General features: G+C 49.1%; 21 protein-coding genes and 1 pseudogene. 15 read left to right on the forward strand and 7 right to left on the reverse strand.

Translation table 11 applies throughout. From position 1 onward, the window contains the following. The first annotated feature begins 98 nt into the window (after positions 1-98). The 12 genes and pseudogenes from OIM03_02130 (at position 99) to OIM03_02185 (ending at position 9,574) form a co-directional block, all read left to right on the forward strand. On the forward strand, positions 99-338 hold the full coding sequence (locus OIM03_02130; protein HJI73071.1) for a hypothetical protein: 240 nt from the start codon (positions 99-101) through the stop codon (positions 336-338). A gap of 291 nt (positions 339-629) precedes the next feature. Further along, entirely contained in the window at positions 630-1,772 is a 1,143-nt protein-coding gene (locus OIM03_02135; GenBank protein ID HJI73072.1) for a hypothetical protein, read from the forward strand. A gap of 12 nt (positions 1,773-1,784) precedes the next feature. Beyond that, a complete protein-coding gene (locus OIM03_02140) occupies positions 1,785-2,561 on the forward strand; it encodes a hypothetical protein (protein HJI73073.1) in 777 nt (258 codons plus the stop codon). Beyond that, positions 2,558-2,716, forward strand: coding sequence for a hypothetical protein (locus OIM03_02145; protein ID HJI73074.1), 159 nt, complete (start codon positions 2,558-2,560; stop codon positions 2,714-2,716). Before OIM03_02140 ends, OIM03_02145 begins: the two co-directional genes overlap by 4 nt. A 12-nt stretch (positions 2,717-2,728) precedes the next feature. Then, positions 2,729-3,724 (forward strand): ferredoxin, encoded by a 996-nt coding sequence (locus OIM03_02150; GenBank protein ID HJI73075.1) that lies wholly within the window; start codon positions 2,729-2,731, stop codon positions 3,722-3,724. Between the two features lie 357 nt (positions 3,725-4,081). Further along, positions 4,082-4,342 carry a hypothetical protein gene (locus OIM03_02155; GenBank protein ID HJI73076.1) on the forward strand — a complete coding sequence of 87 codons (261 nt, stop codon included), beginning with the start codon at positions 4,082-4,084 and terminating at the stop codon, positions 4,340-4,342. Between the two features lie 316 nt (positions 4,343-4,658). Beyond that, complete coding sequence (locus OIM03_02160; protein HJI73077.1) at positions 4,659-4,844, forward strand: DUF4926 domain-containing protein; 186 nt, start codon at positions 4,659-4,661, stop codon at positions 4,842-4,844. 246 nt (positions 4,845-5,090) lie between these two features. Further along, positions 5,091-5,537, forward strand: a complete 447-nt coding sequence (locus tag OIM03_02165; protein HJI73078.1) for a HutP family protein — start codon at positions 5,091-5,093, stop codon at positions 5,535-5,537. 131 nt (positions 5,538-5,668) lie between these two features. Continuing rightward, positions 5,669-7,051, forward strand: coding sequence for a TIGR00366 family protein (locus OIM03_02170; GenBank protein ID HJI73079.1), 1,383 nt, complete (start codon positions 5,669-5,671; stop codon positions 7,049-7,051). 17 nt (positions 7,052-7,068) lie between these two features. Next, entirely contained in the window at positions 7,069-8,526 is a 1,458-nt protein-coding gene (locus OIM03_02175) for an amidase family protein (GenBank protein HJI73080.1), read from the forward strand. A 123-nt stretch (positions 8,527-8,649) separates the two neighbouring features. After that, positions 8,650-9,042, forward strand: a pseudogene (locus OIM03_02180) (EamA family transporter). A 61-nt stretch (positions 9,043-9,103) separates the two neighbouring features. Further along, a complete protein-coding gene (locus OIM03_02185) occupies positions 9,104-9,574 on the forward strand; it encodes a hypothetical protein (GenBank protein ID HJI73081.1) in 471 nt (156 codons plus the stop codon). A gap of 69 nt (positions 9,575-9,643) precedes the next feature. Here OIM03_02185 and OIM03_02190 read toward each other — a convergent pair whose 3' ends face one another. Next, on the reverse strand, positions 9,644-9,943 hold the full coding sequence (locus OIM03_02190) for a hypothetical protein (GenBank protein ID HJI73082.1): 300 nt from the start codon (positions 9,941-9,943) through the stop codon (positions 9,644-9,646). A 263-nt stretch (positions 9,944-10,206) separates the two neighbouring features. On the opposite strand from OIM03_02190, the gene OIM03_02195 reads away from it, so the two are divergent. Both OIM03_02195 and OIM03_02200 read left to right on the forward strand, forming a co-directional pair. After that, positions 10,207-11,043 (forward strand): DUF4352 domain-containing protein, encoded by an 837-nt coding sequence (locus OIM03_02195; GenBank protein HJI73083.1) that lies wholly within the window; start codon positions 10,207-10,209, stop codon positions 11,041-11,043. Positions 11,044-11,114: 71 nt separating this feature from the next. Beyond that, positions 11,115-11,807: a hypothetical protein gene (locus OIM03_02200; GenBank protein HJI73084.1), complete on the forward strand. Its 693-nt coding sequence runs from the start codon at positions 11,115-11,117 to the stop codon at positions 11,805-11,807. Between the two features lie 167 nt (positions 11,808-11,974). On the opposite strand, the gene OIM03_02205 is transcribed toward OIM03_02200, so the two are convergent. Next, on the reverse strand, positions 11,975-13,195 hold the full coding sequence (locus tag OIM03_02205; protein ID HJI73085.1) for an MFS transporter: 1,221 nt from the start codon (positions 13,193-13,195) through the stop codon (positions 11,975-11,977). 25 nt (positions 13,196-13,220) lie between these two features. Then, on the reverse strand, positions 13,221-13,754 hold the full coding sequence (locus OIM03_02210; GenBank protein ID HJI73086.1) for a methylated-DNA--[protein]-cysteine S-methyltransferase: 534 nt from the start codon (positions 13,752-13,754) through the stop codon (positions 13,221-13,223). A 307-nt stretch (positions 13,755-14,061) separates the two neighbouring features. Here OIM03_02210 and OIM03_02215 point away from each other — a divergent pair, with 307 nt between their 5' ends. Then, positions 14,062-14,934 (forward strand): AraC family transcriptional regulator, encoded by an 873-nt coding sequence (locus tag OIM03_02215; protein ID HJI73087.1) that lies wholly within the window; start codon positions 14,062-14,064, stop codon positions 14,932-14,934. A 283-nt stretch (positions 14,935-15,217) separates the two neighbouring features. On the opposite strand, the gene OIM03_02220 is transcribed toward OIM03_02215, so the two are convergent. The 4 genes from OIM03_02220 to OIM03_02235 form a co-directional block, all read right to left on the reverse strand. After that, entirely contained in the window at positions 15,218-16,540 is a 1,323-nt protein-coding gene (locus OIM03_02220; protein HJI73088.1) for a hypothetical protein, read from the reverse strand. A 167-nt stretch (positions 16,541-16,707) separates the two neighbouring features. Then, positions 16,708-17,916, reverse strand: a complete 1,209-nt coding sequence (locus OIM03_02225) for a hypothetical protein (protein HJI73089.1) — start codon at positions 17,914-17,916, stop codon at positions 16,708-16,710. A gap of 337 nt (positions 17,917-18,253) precedes the next feature. After that, the gene (locus tag OIM03_02230) at positions 18,254-19,624 is read right to left on the reverse strand and encodes a FibroRumin system radical SAM peptide maturase (GenBank protein HJI73090.1); all 1,371 of its coding nucleotides are present in this window, start codon (positions 19,622-19,624) and stop codon (positions 18,254-18,256) included. Between the two features lie 9 nt (positions 19,625-19,633). Next, entirely contained in the window at positions 19,634-20,956 is a 1,323-nt protein-coding gene (locus tag OIM03_02235) for a radical SAM protein (protein ID HJI73091.1), read from the reverse strand. Between the last annotated feature and the right edge of the window lie 243 nt (positions 20,957-21,199).

A 21,199-nucleotide genomic window follows, 5' to 3' on the forward strand; every position in this document is an offset into this window, starting at 1 on the left:
AGTGATAAAATAGTAAAAGGTTTATAAATAAACTGTAAAGAAAAATTTCGAAGTGCCATGCAGGGGAAGAATGGCAGAAGAAAGAAAGGAGGATCTGCATGGGGTTCTGGGGCGCGATTGAAAGCTTGAGAAACGAAGGATGGAAGGAAAATAAGGGTAAGGAGCAAAAGCTGGAGTACTATCAAAACGAGGCACGCATCTTCAATGACCGTGAGCTCGTACAGATGTACAAGGTCACCCGTGAACAGTACAAGAAGACACACCACGAGGAAGATAAATGGTGCGCCTATGGATATAGAAACGAGCTGAAAAAGAGAGGAATTCTCTCAAGGGACTGATGAATAAGGGCTGTGGAATGCGCATATTTCCACGGTTCTTTTTTTATGGCTGCGATTTCCAATTTCTTACAGAAACTATTAAAAAAATATTTCATAATTTAGAAACGCAGGCAGGGATGCCTCCATTCTCTTTGGGGATTTCTCTATGTCTTTTATGCACAAAAACATAGATATCTTGGTACTTTTAGGAATTGGAAGCAGGATTATTAGGTTTGTATAATTAAGATAATAAGGTATCGCAGGAACTGTTTATAAAATGTCCATTTGTTATAAAAAAGCAAGGTGGAGAACATGGACGAAGAGAAACGGGAGAAAACAGCACTGGGGGCCGCAGAAGAGGGAGTGGATGCGGCAGCGCTGGTGTCATCATCGGAAGCGATAGGCCATTTCCATGCGAAGGCAGATCTGAGGATCCGCGGAGATTATGCCGGAACGAACAGGAAACTCTATTGGGCATCCCTGCGTGCGAATGCCGCTAAAGGCGCGAAGACGGAGTGGGAGGAACTGACTTCCATGAAAAATCGTCTGAGCACAGGGACAAAGCTCACACGAGGGGCGCATGCGGCCAATGCGGAAATAGAGCTTGGCAAGAAAGTCGCCCTGAAGACCGTCCAGAAAGCAGGCGGCGAGTTCTACAAGGGGGCGTCTCTGACGATCCGCATCGCGGCTCCTGCCCTGATCATCAAAAGCTGCATGCAGGCAGCCGATGTCATCATGGGAAAGAAAGATGCCGATGATGCGGCCAAGGATATGGCCAAGACAGTCGGGACGATCACGGCAGCCGGCGGTGCTTATCAGGCAGCACTGACGATGACAAGAGGGACGACGAGCCATCTGGTTAATACACTCCTGCGCTCGAATGTAGGCGTTCTCGTCCTTCAGGCAGGTATTGAGCTCAGCCAGCCTTTGAAACAGTACGTGAACGGGGAAATCACAGGGCAGAAATTTGCCCAGGATGCCGGTTACCGCGTCACGTCCCTCGCCGCGTCGTGGGAAGGCGCTGAATGCGGTGCTGCTGCAGGCGCCATTCTGGGACCACTCGGCATGACCGGAGGCGCGCTCCTTGGAGGCATGATTGCATCGATTGCCATGGGCCTTACGGGAAACCAGCTTCTGGCGGGCGAGGAGTCCATCGAAGTGTACAACGAAAAATCTGAGACGATTAATGAAATCTATAAGAAGGTCGAAGAAATCATCCGCAAACGCCAGGATGAATACCAGAAGATGACTGAAGAAGAACTTGCCCATTTCGATTCCGTCATGGGAGATGGACTTCATGAAATCTTCACTGGCGCTCTTTCCTCGGATACAGACTATGACACCGTCACGAAAGGAATAGACAAAGTCCTTGCTTACTGGGGGAAGACCGTCCTTTTCCATTCCAAGGATGAATACAAGGCGCAGTGGGATCAGCCATTGATCCTGAAATTCTAAGGGGGCGGCATCATGATTCCGTTAATCGTAGGTGCAGGAATTATCGGGAAATTTCTTTACGATATCAACGAAAGCCACAGCATGGAGGAGGAAGCTGAGGAAAAAAGGCTCGAGGCCATTGCCAGGGAAGCAGAAGGATGGCTCCTCCAGAAACAGGAAGCTGACCGCATGCAGCGCCGGCTGAATAATATCGTAAGGAAACGTCAGGCCATCATGGAGTACACGCTTCCCCGGTTCGTCAAAGTCTATGGGAAAATACAGACCGTCCTCTACGAGTCCCTCCCGCCGGCCGTTATCCATACGACGGATCTGGCGCGCATCGGGGACCTGCCTGTTTCGGCAATCGAGTCGTATGAGGGGCTCAGCAGCAATGAACTCGCTTCCACATGGCTTCTCGAAGGCCCGGTGAACTTTGCGGCTGGCGGAGGTCTCGAAATAGGCGCTGCTGCCATCGGCGCAACAGCCGGCGTGACGCTTGCCTCTATCGCCGCTTCCGGCGGCATTGCATTTCTGACCCTTGGCGTGGGCGCGTCCATGAAAAAGGATTCCGAAAGAGCCCTCATTGCAGCTGGCAGGCAGATGAGAGCGGCCAATGCCGTCTATGCCCAGGCAGAAAGCCATGCGCAGATATGCCGCGCTATCTGCCAGTTTGCAGACAGAATCGCTGAAATTACCGCTGCCATGAACCTTCTCTTCACGAGAGCCATTGCTGCCTGTGACCAGCTGATTCAGGAAAAGGGTACGGATAAATGCGCTTACACCGATGAAGACGTCAATATCCTCATGTGACCTGCGCCAATCTCGCCGGTGCCGTCTGCACCATCTTGACCGTTCCTATCATGGACAGCCAGGGCAAGATTGCAGAAAACGGACAGGAACTCATTGCCAGCGGGGTGGAACTCCTCACCGAAGCCCAGTCCATGTGCCTTGAAGCGGGCATTTAACGGGAGAAAATCATGAAAAGAGTCATCATTGGAGAAAAGTGCATCGGCTGCGGCATCTGCCTGCACAATAAGAAATACATAGAAGAAACGACAGACGGCATCGCGCGTGCCATCCCGGGGATGATGGTCACGGATAAAGACCTTCCCGATCTGGAAGAAGTAGAGAGGATCTGCCCGATCCATGAACTGCATCTCTCGTCCCTCAAAAAGGAAACCGCTGACTCCCGCGTCCTTGCAGAATCAAAGGAGCGCCTTCTGGAAGAAATGAGGGATTTCAGGGATCATTTCAAGCTGAAAAGACCGGAATTCCATCCCGATCCCGGGTATGATATCACCGACCTCCCTCTTGATTATGATTATCCGGAAGAGACATTTTCCTCCTGGGACGACGCAAACGAGGCTCTCATGAAATGCTTCAAGAACCATGTCTATGACGAAGATATCCGCAACATGATGACGAGGCAGATCCTGGCCCGCTACAAGGCAGAGCGCCTCAGCGCCTACTACCTCCCGGCAGACAATCCGTGGAGCTATTTCTACGAATACAACAAAGACGTGCAGGACCTCCTCGGCGCCGTCTATGCCAGATGGGACGCCGTCTCACCCGACGAAAGCGACTTGCCCGAATCATGGAAGGAAATCGTAGTATCTCCAACGGCGGATGAGACCTGCTTCAGCGAATTTGAAACCTCCGCTTGGGGCATGGATGATTTAGAAGAAACCGTTGAGGACAGCGTAAAAAGCGACAGCGATGAACCGTATTCCCATGCCTATGAAATCAAGGAACTGAAAAAGGATACCGGCTTCTTCCGCTCCAACGGCGCCTACGTCATCGATCAGTACAAAGCCCTCGTCGATGAATACGGCAAAGACCTCATCCAGGGAATCAATGAAGGGATTTCCAAAGACATCAAGTTCGACGACATGTTCAAGAAAATCTTCGATACCTATGAAAGAGACATGAAACACGCCATCGGCGAGAAAATAAAAGAACTTGAAAGTAAATAGAAAAGCAAGGAGGCCCGCAGTCATATCCGCGGGCTTTTTCCATGCCTTATAAAAAAATACAGTATTTAATTATTAAAATTTTATTTCGTTTATTACAAGCGCCAAAGATTCCCAAATTAATGACACTTTCACGTTTAGCGATACCTCTTCGGACATTCGTATGTCTCTGAGATGGAAAATCCTCGCTTTTACCGCACTATTTCGAAAGATTTCACATTACTTTTCGCGATTTGACATAAAAATCCACTGTGCTACAATGATAGGGAATATATAAACAAATCGTTAAAACCGTATGTTGGGAGTTCTGCGTGGGAGGCAGAGCTGCCAGGGCGGAAAAGGATGGGAGGGTAGAGCAGGATGAGCGTTTTGGATGCAGTGGGCAGCATCGCAAGATTTTGTGTAAAAAGCGTAGAAGAAGGTTTCTCTGAAAAGGCAGATGTCATTAAAGACTGCCAGGCAGAAGCGAAGTGGTATGGCAATGAAGAACTCCTCGCCGTCTATCAGGCGGCCATCCGCAGGTACAATAAAACCCGCAAGGAAAGGGATAAGTGGTGCATCTGGGGATACGGCCGCGAACTCAAACACAGAGGCCTCATCTGCGACAACGGTGAATACTAAAGGTGAATACTAAAAAGCTCTGGCGGAACGGAACCGTCAGGGCTTTTTGCATGTGAATCAAGGAAAACCGCATCTTACGTCCGACCGTATTTCCCGATAAAATCGGATAGGATATAATGGCGGGAGAATCACATTCGTATCGCAGTTTATTCACAAAGGGAAGGCGCGCTATGAAGATGAAATACCGGGAAATCCGATCGACAGGACGCTGCCTCGTCCAGCGAAGGCACTAACTGCCCAAGGCACCTTTTTCCCTTTTCACCGCGAACCCATCATCCCTTGGAGGCAAAGCCCCATTTCCACAAAGGAGCTCCCTATGAAACCACTCGATCACGTACGACTTGTCATTGATTACAAAGGCCTGCCCGCTGAAACCGAAGGCACCATCGTCCATGCCTACGACGACGGCACTTACGAAGTCGAATACTTCGATAACAGCGCCCTCACCATCGCCGTCTTTCCGACACCTGCGGATGTCCTGGAAGAAGTCGACGAAGAATAAAAAGAAATCAGAAGCAGCTTCGGCTGCTTTTTTTGTGGGACTCTTCAGTTTTTCATAATACAATTTTTTTATAATCCCTTAATGATTTTTTGCATTTTTAATTTTGAAGGAATCGTAGTATTTTAATATTGAAGAATATAAGTATATAGATTTAAAATCAGTATAGTAAGTATATAAGGAAGTAAGTTAATATAAAGCAGCGTTGCTTTGTGTTGGCTTACTTTTTGTTGTTTTAGAGGAGCTGTTATGAACTTTGATGAATTCTTAATTGATCCTAAGGCAGGAGTAGAGGAATGCAGGCTGGCTATCTTGCTTGCATTGACACCGACTGCCGAGATGGAAAAGGAGCTGATCGCCAAGTATAAAGAGATGGGAATCCGCAGCGGCGTGACGATGATTTCAGGGTTTGGCATTTCTTCGCAGTCTCATATTATACGAAGCGTAATAAACCTGTGCCTAAATCTGGATATCATCTCCCGTAAGAAGGAACATATTCATCCGGTAGCGCATTGTGTACTTGAAACTACGCAGAGTACAAGAGCATCGGACGCGATTGGGCAGAATTTCTGCTTCAAAGCAGCAGTTGTCCGCAAGGGAAGTCATTTCGCTCTTTGCTTCTATGGCGATCTGGCTATGCATGAACTTTCCGGGCACAAGACAATCGGTGTGGGATTCCAGATTTTGGGAGAATAAGCATTATTTACAACTTCATAAAGGATACTAGTATACAGCAAGTCGGATTCATTTTTCAGCAGAAAAGTATAGTCACCATGGTGGTGATACTTTTCTGCTGTTTTTATTTATAAGAAAGGAAGTGTTGATAGATGACTAAGGAGGTCTATCACGACAAAGGAGGGAACTTTATTTCCTCGATGGGTCAGGTACTGCTAAGGCTGTCTCTTAAGTACATGCCTGATGCAAGTATTTTCGCTATTGTTCTTACATTTATCGCTTTTGCACTGGGCGTGGCTTTAACAGATCAGGGGCCTTTCCAGATGGTTAAGAACTGGTACAAGGGATTCTGGGAGCTGCTGGGTTTCTCTATGCAGATGGCGTTGATCGTTATCACGGGCTCCTGCGTTGCCAATGCACCGGCAATTAAAAAATGGATTGATCATATTGCATCGATTCCGAAGAGCGCCAAGTCAGCCGTCTTTACGGTAACATTTGTAAGTATTATTGTATCGTTCATTCACTGGGGGTTGTCTCTGATTGTCGGAGCCATTCTTGCTAAGGAGTTGGCAAAAAACTTAAGGCAGGAGCATATTCCTTTTGAATACGGACTCCTGGCAGCAGGTGCCTATGTCGGCCAGATGACCTGGCAGGGGATGTTATCTTCGTCAATTGGTCTCTTCATTTCCTCCCCGGGGCATGTCATGGAAAACCTGATCGGCGTTGTCCCTATGAGCCAGTACATGCTGAATCCTATGAATATCGGTGTAACGATAGCTCTGGCGATTTTACCACCGCTTATGGCAACGCTTCTGCTTCCGAAAAGCCCTGATTTGTATCAGCCATTAGATGAAGAAGCTATTGCCGCCATTGAAAAGGAAAGCTTAAATCTGAAAGGAAGACCTGAACATCCAACCGTAGGCGAATTTCTGAATTACAGTCCGGTCCTGGCATGGGCACTCGGAATTCTCGGGTTCACCTATATTGGTTATGCTTTCTATACAAAAGGGCTGAATGCATTGGATTTCAATATGCTTAATGCGGTATTCCTATTTGGAGGGATTCTTCTCTATGGAAATATAGCTAATTACATGGTCGCCTTCAAAGATGCAGTCAGTGGTACTGCCGGAATTATTTTCCAGTTCCCTCTTTATGCGGGCATCATGGGTATTGTCAAGTATTCCGGACTGGTCGCTGTTCTGGCAAATGGCATGGCAGGGGTTAGTACGGAGACTACATTCTACTTCTGGACCTTTATTTCTGCTTCGATTGTGAACATGTTCGTACCTTCCGGCGGCGGACAGTGGGTCGTACAGGGACCTGTCGCTCTCGAATCTGCAAAGCTGATTGGCGCTGATCCGATCAAGACAGCATTGATGGTTGGTTACGGGAATACATGGACGAATATGGCTCAGCCATTCTGGGCGATTGCTCTCTTGGGCATTACGGGTCTTAAGGCGAAAGACATTATGGGATATTCCATCGGTATCATGATTTTGTCCGGTATTATCTTTGTTGCAGCAGCATTTTTATAACATAAGGTGGGATCGATATGCGGAATTTTGAAGAAATTACGATCAAGCAGGTTCAGGAGGGGTATTTATCCGGGGAATTTTCCTGCGAAGAACTCGTCAAATGGTATCTGGAAAGAATAGAGAAATTTAATTTTCAGGGACCTGAGCTTCGCGCCATGATTACTGTGAATCCTAATGCTTTAGAAGAAGCTAGAAGAATGGATGAATATGTCAAAGAGCACCATGCCTTGATGGGGGCAATGCATGGAGTTCCGACCATTCTGAAAGACAACTTCGACACGAAGGATATGGAAACAACGGCCGGATCGATTGCGCTGAAAGGCTGGAGGCCTCCTGATGATGCTTTTGTCACTGAGCGGTTAAGAAAGGCCGGCGCTGTATTTCTTGGGAAATCCAATCTTCATGAATTTGCAATTTGGGGTGAAACAATCAGCTCTATACTGGGGCAGACTTTAAATCCGTATGACTTAACCAGAACGCCGGGGGGCTCTTCAGGTGGTACAGGTGCGGCTATTGCATCCAACATGGGACTGGCCGGCCTTGGCACTGATACTATCAATTCGATCCGTTCACCTTCTTCTGCTAATTCACTGGTCGGAATCCGCCCGACACTTGGCCTTGTCTCAAGAACTGGTATTGTTCCATACTCGCTGACGCAGGATACGGCCGGACCTATCTGCCGGACAGTAGAAGATGCGGCAAGGACTCTGGCGGTCATTGCCGGTTATGATCCACAGGATGATGAAACAGCCTGGTCTGCAGGGCATGTGAAAGGCTCATATGCTGATTCATTGCGTGAAGACGGTCTCAAAGGGAAACGAATAGGGGTGCTGGAGAGTCTGTTTGGCAAGGAAAAAGTCAATGAGTCTACGAATCAGGTAGTAAGAACTGCACTGAAAGCATTTGTAGAGCAGGGAGCAGTATTGATACCTGTTAAAGATAACATTGATCAGGTATACCTAAGCAATGAAGTATCCGTTCATCTGGACGATTTCCGTCATGATCTGGATAGTTATTTGCAAAAGCTGCCCAAGGATTGGAAGATTCATTCCATGAAGGAAATTCTGGAGCAGGGGCTCTATCATCCGTTCTCGAAAGAGAATATGGAAGATGCTATGACAAGAGAAGTCGGATCTCTGTCTTACCTGAAAAAGCTTAGAAATCAGAAGCTCATGGCGAAGAAGATTATGAATATCATGGCAGAGAACAATTTGGATGCCATGGTTTATCCACATCAGCAGCAGCTGGTCTGCAAAGTGGGAGATCACCAGCTTCAGAGAAATGGCGTTCTTTGTTCTTCCATCGGATTCCCGTCCATTTGTGTACCGGCAGGATTTGCCCCGAGTGAACATGCACCGATTGGAGTACCGGTAGGTATGGAAATCATGGGAAGGCCATGGACAGAGTCTCTGCTGATCGAAATTGCTTACGGATTTGAACAGCATACACATTTCAGAAAAGAACCCGTTCTGTAGTGACATGAGTCTCTTCCTGAATTTATCATAGAAAAAGCCGCGCAAAGACGAAGAATTTGTTTTGCGCGGCTTTTCATTTTAGAGTAAAATAGAAACATATTTTTTCGAAAAGGCGGTGACAGGATGAGTGAGAGAACAACGGGGTTTTTAGCGACGATATCATGTTTCCTGCTCTGGGGTGCTCTTCCGATTTACTGGAAGCTCTTAGAGGGCGTCGGGGCGTATGAAATCCTGGCGCACCGGATCATATGGTCCTTCTTCGTCATGATTCCTGTGCTGATCGTCCTCAGGAAGATCGACCTCTTCAAAAGTACGGTTCGTGAGCTGATCCATAATAAGAAGAAAGGACTTCTCCAGATTGCGTCCTGCCTTCTGATCTGTGCGAACTGGTGTATTTTCATCTGGGCAGTGACGAATGACCACATCGTCGATTCCAGTTTCGGGTATTATATTAATCCGCTGATGAGTGTTTTCCTGGGCGTCCTGATTTTCCACGAACGGCTCTCCCGCTTGAAGTGGTTTGCGATTGCTATCGCGGCCTGCGGCATTCTCTGGATGAGCTTCCAGCTCGGGCAACATGCCGTATATTTCCCTGGGCGTTGCCCTGACATTTTCCCTCTATGGCGCGGCAAAGAAGGGACTCCACATCAGTCCTTTCGTCAGCATTACTTTGGAGGCGTTCCTCGTCCTTCCGATTTTCCTTGGCTACGTCATTTATCTGGGTGAGACGGGGACGGGTCATTTCCTGATTGGAAATACGGTGTATACCGTCTGCCTCATCGGGGCTGGCGTCGTCAGTGCCCTTCCGCTCGTTCTTTTTTCTGTCGGGGCCAATCACCTCCCACTGAACGTCCTTGGATTCTGCCAGTACATTTCGCCAACCATTTCACTTCTTATCGGCATCTTCCTTTACAATGAACCGTTCAATGCAACGCAGATGACGGGCTTCGGTGTCATCTGGCTCTCCATCATCATCTTCACCATCTCGGATATCCGGGAACAGATTCATAATGAAAAAATGGCAAAACTCGCGAAAAAGAACGCCTGAAATCAGAAAAAGCTTTGGAACACGGCATGCCGCATTTCCAAAGCTTTTCTATTGGTCTTTCCTATTCAATTATTTATTAGCAGCTGCGTTCTGCAGAGCGATTCTCCAGTCACGGCCCTGCTGATGAACGTCATTCGGGTCTACCTTTTCCTGATCCTTCTGGTCCTGAACGACTTCTTCCTTCTGCTGCGCGGTCAGATGGATGCTCTGATCCTGATCCGGAGCACCCTTCTTCTGTGCGTTGTAGAGTGCGATTCTCCAGTCACGTCCCGGATCGTTAGCTGCTGCGGGATCTGCTGCCTGAACGCCTACAGAAACACAAGCCAGAGCTAAGCCGGCTGCTGCGATTGCCATTGTCAGTTTTTTCATGATGACTCTCCTTTTCTATCCACAACCCGTGGATACCTTGATAACTATATTATATTCCTAAACAAGTTGTAAGTTAATAGAAAGATTTAGAAATAGAAATAAAGAAATCAACAAAAATTTTTATACTCATCAATAAAATGCATAAGTCTGAAACGGGTCACGTCTGATTTTGCTCTGCTTTACCATTCCTTATACAGGTAGTATAATGATAAATATAGATATAGTTTTAGAAATATCATTTCAAAGGAAGCGGGGGGCTTATTATGAAATGGAAAAAACTGGGCATGGGGATTGCCGTCCTGCTGGCTGTCGGAACACTGGCAGGCTGCGGTGCTAAGACTGTCAAGAACGAACAGATCACACTGGATCTTTCCTTCGGACAGAGAGCGGGAACCTATACGGGCGAGGTCAATGAAACGAGCATTCCGAACGGAAAAGGAAAGTTCGTTTCCAAGAACTCTTCAGGCATGGAATGGACCTATGAAGGCCAGTTCAAGGAAGGCCACTTCGACGGCAAGGGCAAGACAGAATGGCCGGCCATCGGCGTCGTCAAGGAAGGCACCTATAAGAACGACCGCCTGAACGGCGAAGGCAGGATGTACAAGAAGAACGGGGACAAGACATACGAATACAAGGGGAACTTCACGGCGGGCCTTCCTATGGAATCCAAGGTCATAGAACTCAACCAGCAGACCACCTTTGACGACTGGACCTATAAAGCCACGAAAGTAGAGACACAAGACTCCATCGGAAACAGGCAGGCTGGCGGCAAGTACATCCTTGTCACCGTGGACGAAACGAATAACGGAGACAGCGCCCGCCAGCCAGGCGCAGACAGCTTCTTCATGGTCGTCGATAAAACAAACGGCGACCGCTACAGCATGGATACTGATGCCTCCCTGGCGCTCATGGACGTCACAGGTGACTGGAGCATCCCATGGATACTCTCCTCCGTCGGACCTGGAGAAACAGCAGATGGCATCGTCTACGTCTTTGACATCCCGAAAGATGCGGACCTATCCAATTACCTTCTCCTCCCGACAAGAAGCATGGGCGGCGTAGCTCCGATCCAGCTCGCGGAAAAAGAAACACTGAAATAGAGTGGTAGACATTCATGCTAAATAATCTTAAATAGCAGGATGAGACAGAATTACGGGATCATGGAGCGTAAATGGAGATTAAAATCATTGGCATAGGCGGTGGGGGTATACAGGCTCTTAACCACATGATTGACGCTGGGTTGCAAGATGTTGATTTTGTGGCAGTAGATACCGGGGAGCATGAACTGAAAAAATCCCGGGCAGCAACCAAAATTCAGATCTATGACTTTGCAGGTTTGGACCGCATAGTTGTGGAAACCGAAGAGGATTTTGGTAAAGAAGCTAAAGATAAGCTGATAGAAATCATAGACGATACGGATCAGGTATTTCTTGTCACAGGAGTGGGTGGAGGCACCGGCAGCGGGGCCGCTCCTGTAATTGCAGCCTGGGCCCAAAAGGCAGGTGCGCTGACTGTCGGTATAGTGACTACACCGTTCCGTTTTGAGAGCCGTATCCGGCACGATCGTGCCAAACGAGGCCTTACCTGCCTGAAATCCAAAGCAGATATATTGCTTGCTGTCTCGAGCGACAAGGTGGATGAAGCATTAAACAAACAGAGGAAATCTTTGATAGATACATGGAACCAGATTGATGATGTAGTAAGCCAGGCCGTGCAGAGCGTTATTAATCTGACGGCCAAACCGGGCTTGATTGGTACGGACTTCAAAGATGTCAAAAACATCGTTTCATATATTGCCAAGGCTGTAGATCAGAATATTGTTACGGTCTCTGCCGCCAGCATGGATGGTACGAGGCATCGTTGAAAGTTGGAATCGGTTTTCTCGGCGGATGGATCGGATGAATCAGTCATTGGAATTTTGTGAAATGACGAATTACCATATTCCGGAATTTCTTGAAAGAATGATTCAGCATTTAAATCAAAAAAAACTCTCGCAGGTATGATGCCTGCGGGAGTTTTTCGTTTCTATCTTTATTTCTCTGTTTGTGCCCGTGCTGCAGCTGGTTCTGTTCTAAGGTTCTTGAGGAAGAGAGCGGTGATCCAGATGGCTGCGCCGAGGAATCCTAAGAGGACGAATGCGCCGGTGAGGCCTTTCAGGTCGGCGATGTGGCCGAGAACCGGAGTGACGGTGCCGCCAATGCTGACGGCAAGGCCCAGGGTGACGCCGGAGGCGAAGCCCATGTGGTTAGGCAGGTACTGCTGGCCGGAGATGACCATCGGGCTGTAGCAGAGGCCGATGCCCATGCCCATCGGGATGAGGAGGAGGGCTGCTGTGTAAATATTCGGTGCCATCGGGAATGCAATGAGGCCGAAGGCGAGGAGGGTGGTGGAGAAGACGATGGTCTTCTTTTCGCCCCAGTAATCAGCCAGTCTTCCGCCAAGGAGGGCAGAAAGTGCGGACATCGCATAGTAGCAGCTCAGCATGGCACTGCTGACGGTGTCGCTCTGGTGCATGACGTGAAGCATGTAGAGGACAAGGAAGGTGCTGATGCCGCTGTTGATGATCGAGCGGAGCGTCACGAGGACGCCGAGTTTACAGAAGGCCCAGACATCATCTTTCCCTTCTGCCGAAGACTTCTTAGCCTTGGCTGCCGCTTGGACGGCTAAGTCTTTCGGGAAGAAAAGAGGAAGGGCAAGGCCGAAGAGCATCGGCGGGATGAGAAAGATGATTGTGCCTTTGAGGCCGAAGAGCGTGATTCCCAAAGTGGCAAGAATCGGGCCCAAGGTGAAGCCCAGGTTTCCGCCAAAGGAGAAGACGCCCATGCTGGTGCCTTTTTTCTTGGCGCCGCTTGTAGCATTGACAAGCTTGGCTGCCTGCGGGTGGAAGAGGGCAATGCCGATACCACTGATCATGACAGCGACGCAGAGGGCATAGAAATTAGAGAGGAAGCCCGTGAGCGCCATGCCGCCGCCTGCCAGGCAGACGCCAAGGAGCATGCAGTAAGGACGGTTCTTCTTATCTGCCATGTGTCCGAAAATCGGCTGGATGATGGATCCGGCAAGGTTCGAGGCCATGACGAGGAGAGCCGCGGTGGTGTAATCATAATGGTATGCAGCGACGAGGAAAGGGAGTATCGCTGCCAGTGTGCCCTGATTGATATCCGTGCACATGTGGCCGAGGGCGAGGATGTAACGTGCCCTGGTCTGCTTTTCTTGAAGTGCGGTTTCATTCGCGGAGATAGCTTGTGTCATGTGATTTCCTTTCATGGAAATGGGATCAGAGCGCTGTTCCTTTCTTCGGTATGAAGAAATGGCTCATGTCCGCTTTTTCCAGTTTCAATAGTTGTATTTTTTTGTCGATGCCGCCGGCGTAGCCCGTGAGGCTTCCATTTGTTCCGACGACCCTGTGACAGGGAATAAGGATAGAGATTTCATTATGACCGACCGCGCCGCCAACGGCTTGGGAAGACATACGGGAAAGCCCGTGCTTCTCTGCGATCCTTCCGGCGATGGCGCCGTAGGTCATAGTCTGCCCATACGGGATGGTGAGGAGAATGTCCCAGACTTCCTTCTGAAAGGCCGTTCCATTCATGTGGATAGGAACCTGGAAATCCGGTTTCCTTCCTGAGAAATACACGTCCAGCCAGCGCTTCGCTTCACGGAGAATGGGGGTGTCCATTTCCTTGTGAGCAGGAGCGAGAAGGCGGGCGAAGTATTTCTGCCCTTCGAACCAGAGTCCGGTCATGCCCTCATCATCCGCAGCCATGAGCATAACGCCCAGCGGGGATTCGTAGTGACTTGTGTACTGCATCATGATCTCCTTTCTTTCGTCCCGGGATAATGGCCTCCTGGACAAAAGGCCATTCTGAAAGGCAGGAAACCGGCGGTACTTGATGGACGGGGAGCCGGCCTTCAGGCGGCTGGCACGAAGCAGCGAGACTGATACGCTGATTCCTGTCAGCCATCCGGAAGAGTCTTGTTTCCCTGCCGCGGAAATAACCGCGTATACCCGAATCTTGACTTTCTTCCTGAGCACACTATAATTATATGACAGAAAAACAACTATAAATATGATAAAACCACTGAAAACTATCACAAAATAACCAAAGGAGCGGACCATGGCAAGAGAAAGAGAGAAATACATCAATTCCATCAATCTGAACAGCCAGACAGATTTCCCATACCTCGTCCTCGACGTCGTCAACGACCGTTCATATCCAAGAAATCCGGGCTTCCACGTCATGCACTGGCATGAGGATCTTCAGTTCGGCTATGTCCTGGAAGGCGCCGTCGTTCTCGAAACGCTCGATGAATCATGGAAAGTCAGCGAGGGGGAGGGATTCTTCATCAATAAGAACGTCATCCACACCGTCCGCCGACTTGGAAACTGTCATTACAAAAGCTTCATCTTTCCAACTTATTTCCTTGGCTTCTATGAAGGCAGCCCCGCCCGTGACATCGTCGACAGCATCACGGAAAACGAGGAAATCACCTGCCTTTCCTTCGCCAATAAGGAAGCATGGAAGACATCCGTCAATGAAAATCTCGCCATCCTGGCCGATATGGAAAAGGAAAAGACAGAGTACTACGCCTACGAAATCCTCCTCCGTCTTGCCTCGCTCTGGCTGACCCTCCGGAAGAACATCACGCTTCCTGAGCAGCGAAAGGAAAGTGCTGTGCACCTCCGCATGAAGAAGATCCTCCAGTACATCGAAGAGCACTACGGCGAAGACATCACCCTCGAAGACATGGCAGCAAGCGCCAGCATCAGCAAGACGGAATGCGCCCGCTGCTTCAAGACGAGCCTGAACACCACGCCCTACAAGTACCTCACCGAATTCCGCCTCTCCAAAGCCGCAAGGCGCCTCAAGACGACCGACGACCCCATAGGCACCATCGCCGCCGAAGCAGGATTCCACCAGGTCAGCCACTTCGGGAAACTCTTCAAGGAAAAGACAGGCTCCTCACCAAGAGAATACAGAAGGAAATGATGTTTCGTCCACGCAAAAAGGAGCTGTGACAAAATCCATCAAAACACTGTTTTTCCTTTTCTCGAACGAAGTTCGGTTTAAGGGTGTTTGAGCTTGCCCCGTAGGGGGAGCTGGCGCCGTAGGCGACTGAGGAGGTTCATTTCCTTCGAGCGCAGCGAGGTTTTGAGGCTTTCAGATAACACAAATATACAAATGTGTTGGATTATCTTCTAATTGAATATACCAGCATAAAAAGAGCTGTAGCAAAATGATTGCACATTTTGTCACAGCCCCTTTATTATTTTTAAGCCACGTTGTAATCTCCGTCTTTCCAGTATCCTTTGTAGGAAACGTCACCGCTTTCGTCATACATCGTGCCCTTGCCGTCATACTGGTTCTTGCCGTTGAACTCGCCTTCATACTTCACATGGCCATCCGGGTAGAATTCCTTGCCTTCCTCCCAGCGGGTGCCGCTGAATTCACCGGTGAAGAGTTTGTAACCATCAGCAGAGTATTCCGTCCCTTCTTCGATGTAGCTCATGCCCTTGAATTCACCTTTGATGAAAGGGATCGCCTTGAAAATATTCTCCACCTGATCATTGATGAGAGTGACAGACGGATATTCGAGCCCTTCCTTGATGAGACGGGCCTGATATTCCTGCTCGATCGAGAGCAGACTATCCTTGATTTCACTGCCCATCGAATGATCCTTGGCAATCTTGTCCATATCGTATGTCTCAAGAATCTGGCTCAGATCGTACGTATCCGGCATGATGATCTGCGCGCCCGGATGCTGGGCAAGCCACGCATTCAGGACATTGATAATCTTCGCCTCATATTCCGTCCGGAGCTCCCTGTGCAGCGCATTCTGCCTCGTGTATTCGGAAATGGAGAGCTTCTTCTTGCGCTCCTCCTTCTTTTCCTGAACAATGTCGCGCGCATCGGTGTCGATTTCATTCAGCTTCGGCTTCAGCTTGTGGTATTCATAAAGGATGCCCTCGCCTTCAGTGTGGCCTTCCTTGAAATTTCCTTCGTACTTCAGCGCATTTCCCGTAAGACTGGCCGAAGAATACTGGTCCTTTCGGAAGAGCCCGTGCAGCGGCATTTCCTCACCGGGGCGCATATACTTCGTATAATTGCTGAGCGGCAGCACGACCGTGTCGTAATACTGGCCATAGCCATCGTACTGGCCGTTCTTGAAATACCCTTTATATAAAGCGCGCCCCTTGACATAGAGGATGCCCAGACCATCCGGCTTGTCATCCTTCATTTCGCCCTTGTACGTCACCTTCGAATCCGGATTCCGACTGAGGAACCATTTTTCTTCCCCATTGATCGAATTCCGCCTGCTCTTGACCGGCACCGACTTCTCATTCTTCGACTCTAAAAGCCCGACAGCCTTGCGATCGTCGTTGAACTCATCGCCGATCTTTTCATTCATGTAATAGAAGACATAATTCGTACTCAGCGGATCCCTCTTGTAAAGATCTGCATACGAAGAAAAGGGATTCCCGGAGACCGACGACTTCGTATCTCCGCATCCCGCAAACAGCATACCCATGCCAAGGACAAGCATCACCATCCACAACGCCCATCCACGGAAACGCGTCCAACCAGCGCTCATCATACACCTCAAACCAGACCTTCCCCGCCCGGCCCTTCTGTACTAAAGAATTCGAAATATATATTAAGTATAAATAATAGACGTCCCGCTGTCTATGGGGAATAAAGAAAGGGGGCTGTAGAAATGTGCAATCATTTCTACAACCCCTTTAGTGTTTTTACTTATTTTTTTTACTTCGCGTGATAAGTACCGTCTTTCCACTTGCCGTCATAGACGATATTCCCATAGCTGTCATAGAGTGTGCCTCTCCAGTTGTATTCATTCCGGTCATTGAAGTAGCCCTCATACTGCACCGTGCCGTCCGTGAAGAACTGCTTTCCCTGATACCAGCTGAGTCCCTGGAATTCACCCTCAAAGAGTTTGTTGCCAAGATAAGAATATTCCGTCCCTTTTTCTACATAATTCGGTCCGGAGAACGTGCCGACGATGAAGGGGATGTGGACGAAGAGTTTTTCCACCTCATCATTGACGAGAGAAACCGTCGGGTATTCAAGGCCTTCCTTGACGAGCGCATCCTGATACTCTCTCTGGATTTCAAGGAGCTTCTTTCCGATTTCCTCATTCATATGATGATCCCTGACGTAAGCAGGCATGTCATACGTTTCCAGAGCATCTGCCAGCGCAAAGCCCTCAGGTATGGTAATCTTTGCCAAAGGATGCGCCTTCTGCCAGGTATTCAGGTAATCCATCACCTTCGCTTCGTACTGCACCCGGAGCACGCGGTGCTGATCATTCATCCTCGTGTAATCGGCAATGGATAGCGATCGTCTCCGCTTATCCATATTTGATTTCATTTCCGCCAGTGCCTTTTGGTCGATTTCCTTCAGCGCCGGCATCATTTTTCCGTATGCATATAAAATGCCATCACCATGGGGGAGGCCGTCCTTGTACATGCCCTCATATCTCAGCGCATATCCGGTAAAGGAAATCTCAGAAGCCTTCTCGTACGTGAAAAGCCCCTGCAGCGGCGTTACCGAACCCGGACGCGAATATTTCGTGTAATTCTCCAAATCAAACGTCATCCTGTCAAAATACTGTCCGTATCCGTCATATTTCCCATTCTTGAAATGGCCCTTGTAGAACGGCTTCCCGTCCGAGTAAAGGATTCCCAGGCCTTCCGGCTTTCCATTCTGCACCTCGCCGCGGTACTTTATCCGCGCAGCAGGATTTGTCGAAACCTGCCACTGCGAGCCATATACAATCGCAACCTCCTGCACTGGGATTTCCTTTCCTTTTTTCTCGTCAAAAGCTGCGACTTCTTTGCGTTCAGCATTGAATTTATCCCCGATTGTCTCATTCATATAATAAAAAGCATAATTGGGATTCAATGGATCGGACTTGTAAAGATCCGCATACGAAACGTACGGATTTTTTGACATCTCAGCCTTCTTGATAGCATCCCCGCATCCGGAAATCAGGAACACAAAAAGACCGAGGCATAGCAGCAAAACCCCGGCGGCCCTAGTGCGTCCCCGCATCCAAAAAGAAGCCATTAAAACCTCCCGCCAGACACGACCTGCCTGGCTCTATCTATTAAGCTTATAAAAGAATCGCATGTTAGTACTATCTATTATACTAGAAATGAAGATTTATTGTAAACGGGGAGAGAACGCGGATTTGATAAAAGCGCAAAAGAAAAGAGAAAGATTTATCTTTCGTTTAAACCAAGAAAAAAGAGCAGCCGGGGTGACTGCTCTTTTCTGATGGATGCCGATTTTACACACATTCCTCAGCTTCCCTGACGGAGTATTTCAAAAGCTCTCCGATGAGGTACTCGAGGACCTTCTTTGCATGGATGCAGAAGGCTTTGTCTATTGCATCGATGGATGCGGTATTGTTCAGCTTCTGTGCATTGACAGGGCATCCGCCTCCGCAGATGCCAAGGGCTTCGCAGTTCTGGCATTCTTCCTTGAAGACAGGGCTCAGATGATTCCAGTGATTGACTTCCGCATTTTTGTCGACGACGAGATTCTCGTCGTCAATGGATCCGATGAAGTGCTCTCTCTTTTCCATGGCTCCGTGGCAGATGCCGACCTGGCCGTCAGGTGTGATGACGATCTGACTGCCGGACGTGGCAGCGCAGTCAGAGAAGTAGAGGCCGGATTCAGCAAAGGCCTTCAGTTTCCTCATGAAGCGGTCCTCGTAGACCCCTTTGTCCTTCGTCTTTTCGTAGAAATCAATGATGAAATCAGTGGCATTGATGTAGTAATTCTTTTCAACGCCGAAGTTCTTGGACTTCAGGAGAATGTTGAAGCAGACGGAATCAACGTCAAGGTCGTCCAGAAGATTGATCAGCGACTGGACATCCTTGATCGTTTCCTCAGAAAGCGTGATGGAGAGGCCGAAGCGGAGTCCCATGGACTGGGTGAGGCGAAGCTTCCTGATGATGTGGGGGAATGCCAGGCCGCCGGCTCTCAGGACGCGGTTGCTGTTCTTGGCTTCATCCGCGCCGTCGATGGAAATGGAGACGTTGATCTTATGATCGATCAGGAACTGGACGATTTCCTCATTAAGGAGAGTGCCGTTCGTAATCATGGAGAATTTCAGCTTCGGGCCAAGCAGATGCTGCTCCTGGTAGTACCGGCTCCTTTCGACGACGTATTTCAGTGTGTCGAAATTGACGAGAGGCTCACCGCCGTAGAAGATGATTTCCTTCTCATCATTGAACTGGGACATGTCTTCTCTCGTCTGGCGGGCGAAGAAGGCGAGGGCCTTGTCGGCCGTCTCATGGCTCATCGGATACTTTGTGACCTTGGGCGCCTCGATATCAGCATTGCCGAGAAAGCAGTATTTGCATGCCAGATTGCACTGCTCAGAAAGGACGAAGTAGGCAAGGCAGATGTAAGGATCCGGTACATGGCTCCTTACATAGTCGATGATGCCTTCATCACTGTCTGTGACGATGAGATACTCCTTCAGGGCCTCCAGCGTTTCATTGGAAAGGGGAGGCTTCACACCATTTCTCATGGCCTCTTCAAAGACTTCTGCTTCCTCTGTCGTAAGAAATACAGGCTTCATTCGCAGGCTGTGATAGTATGCGGTATAGCCGTCGAAAGGGAAGCGGTGCACGTATTTAGAGATAATCAATTTGACCTCCTACCAATACAGGAATTCACTGGATTCGACCATCAGGCGGTACAGATTTTCCTTGTACACATCTTCGCATGTCCTTTCAAAGACAGGCGTCTTTTCATCCAGCTCCACATGAGTGACTTCCGGGATCTCCGAGACGCGGCAGCCGCCTCCGCAGACAAGGCGGATATCGCAGTCGCGGCAGGGGAGGATATTGTCCACGTACGTCTTCTGACGCGCCGTTTTCCTCTTTTTGAGGACCTCCTGGAAATCCGTTGTTCGGATATTTCCATAGCAGCCCACCTCGTACACGCGGCCGCAGAAGAAGAAATCGCCATTTGAATTGACAGTCAGTCCGCCGTAGCCGCAGTTCCTGTAAATGCGTCCGTACTTGTGATTGACGACAAAGGTATTCAGCTCTGCATTCGGATAGATTTCCTCATAGATCTCGTCCACGAGCTTCGTCATGATTTTGTTCTTCTCCACATTCGCCTTCACATCGCGGCCGTTCAGGAGTTCCTTGCCGTAGATGACGAGGAAATGATCCGTCCCGAAACGTTTGATCATCTCCTTACCAAAGGCGATGTACTTATCCTTGTACAATTCAAGGAAACCATAGAGAGGCGTTGTGATGACACTGACGAAGGGTTTTTTCTCCTGGACAAACTTCTCAATCGTATGAAGCGAACGCTCGAACGTGCCGGCCCCGCGGATCCTGGCATTCGACGCTTCATCGAACCCGTCGATGCTGACCTGGATCTCGTCGATGTAATTGGCCGTTTCCTTGATCATCTCATCCGTCCAGAGAACGCCGTTCGACAATACCTGGACGTAAAGCCCCAGATCATGCGCATGGCGGAGAATATCCACGAAACGCTTCTTCAGCGCAACCTCGCCGCCCGTGAAAATGACCTTCGAGCAGTGATTGGCACGGCTCTTGTCCAGAAGGTCGATGATTTCCTCATACGTCAGCTCATGCTCCAGAGAATGCGCTGCATACATGAAACAATGGCGGCAGCGCAGATTGCAGGCATTCGTCAGATAAATGCGGAGCGTGAAATCATCCTCCTCCGAATCGATCCTTTCGCAGAAATGGCGGCCTTCCAGCTCGCCGACAACATGCTCCAAGTCCGCTTCATTCTCAGGAAACGCCTCATGCACCCGACGAAGGGGAACCTTCTGTGACAGCATCTTTGCCATATCCGCCTGCACCTGATTCTCGATCACAATCCAATTCCCGTTCTCCGGAGTTATCAAAAGAAGACAACCCTCATAAGGCACTGCCGTCACATCTGCCGGAAACAAATACACCTTATCCGGATTTACTTCCACTCTCGCCTCTTCCATGCCAAGCCCCTCCCATATTCTTCCTTATATGAAAACAAAGGCCTCTGATAAGAATCAAAGACCTTTGCGCGGTAGATTTCAATTACCATTTAATTGTTACGTTTCCGCCGGTTTTTCTGCAGTTTCCAACGCAGCTCCCACCGATAGGTCTCATGCAGTCACTGTTGGAACCAGTTTTTCTGCAATTGCCTACGCAGCTCCCGCCGATCGGTCTCATGCAATCGGTGTTGGATGCAAACAGCT

The organism is Veillonellaceae bacterium (assembly GCA_025992895.1).
GTDB lineage: Bacteria > Bacillota > Negativicutes > Veillonellales > Dialisteraceae > Dialister.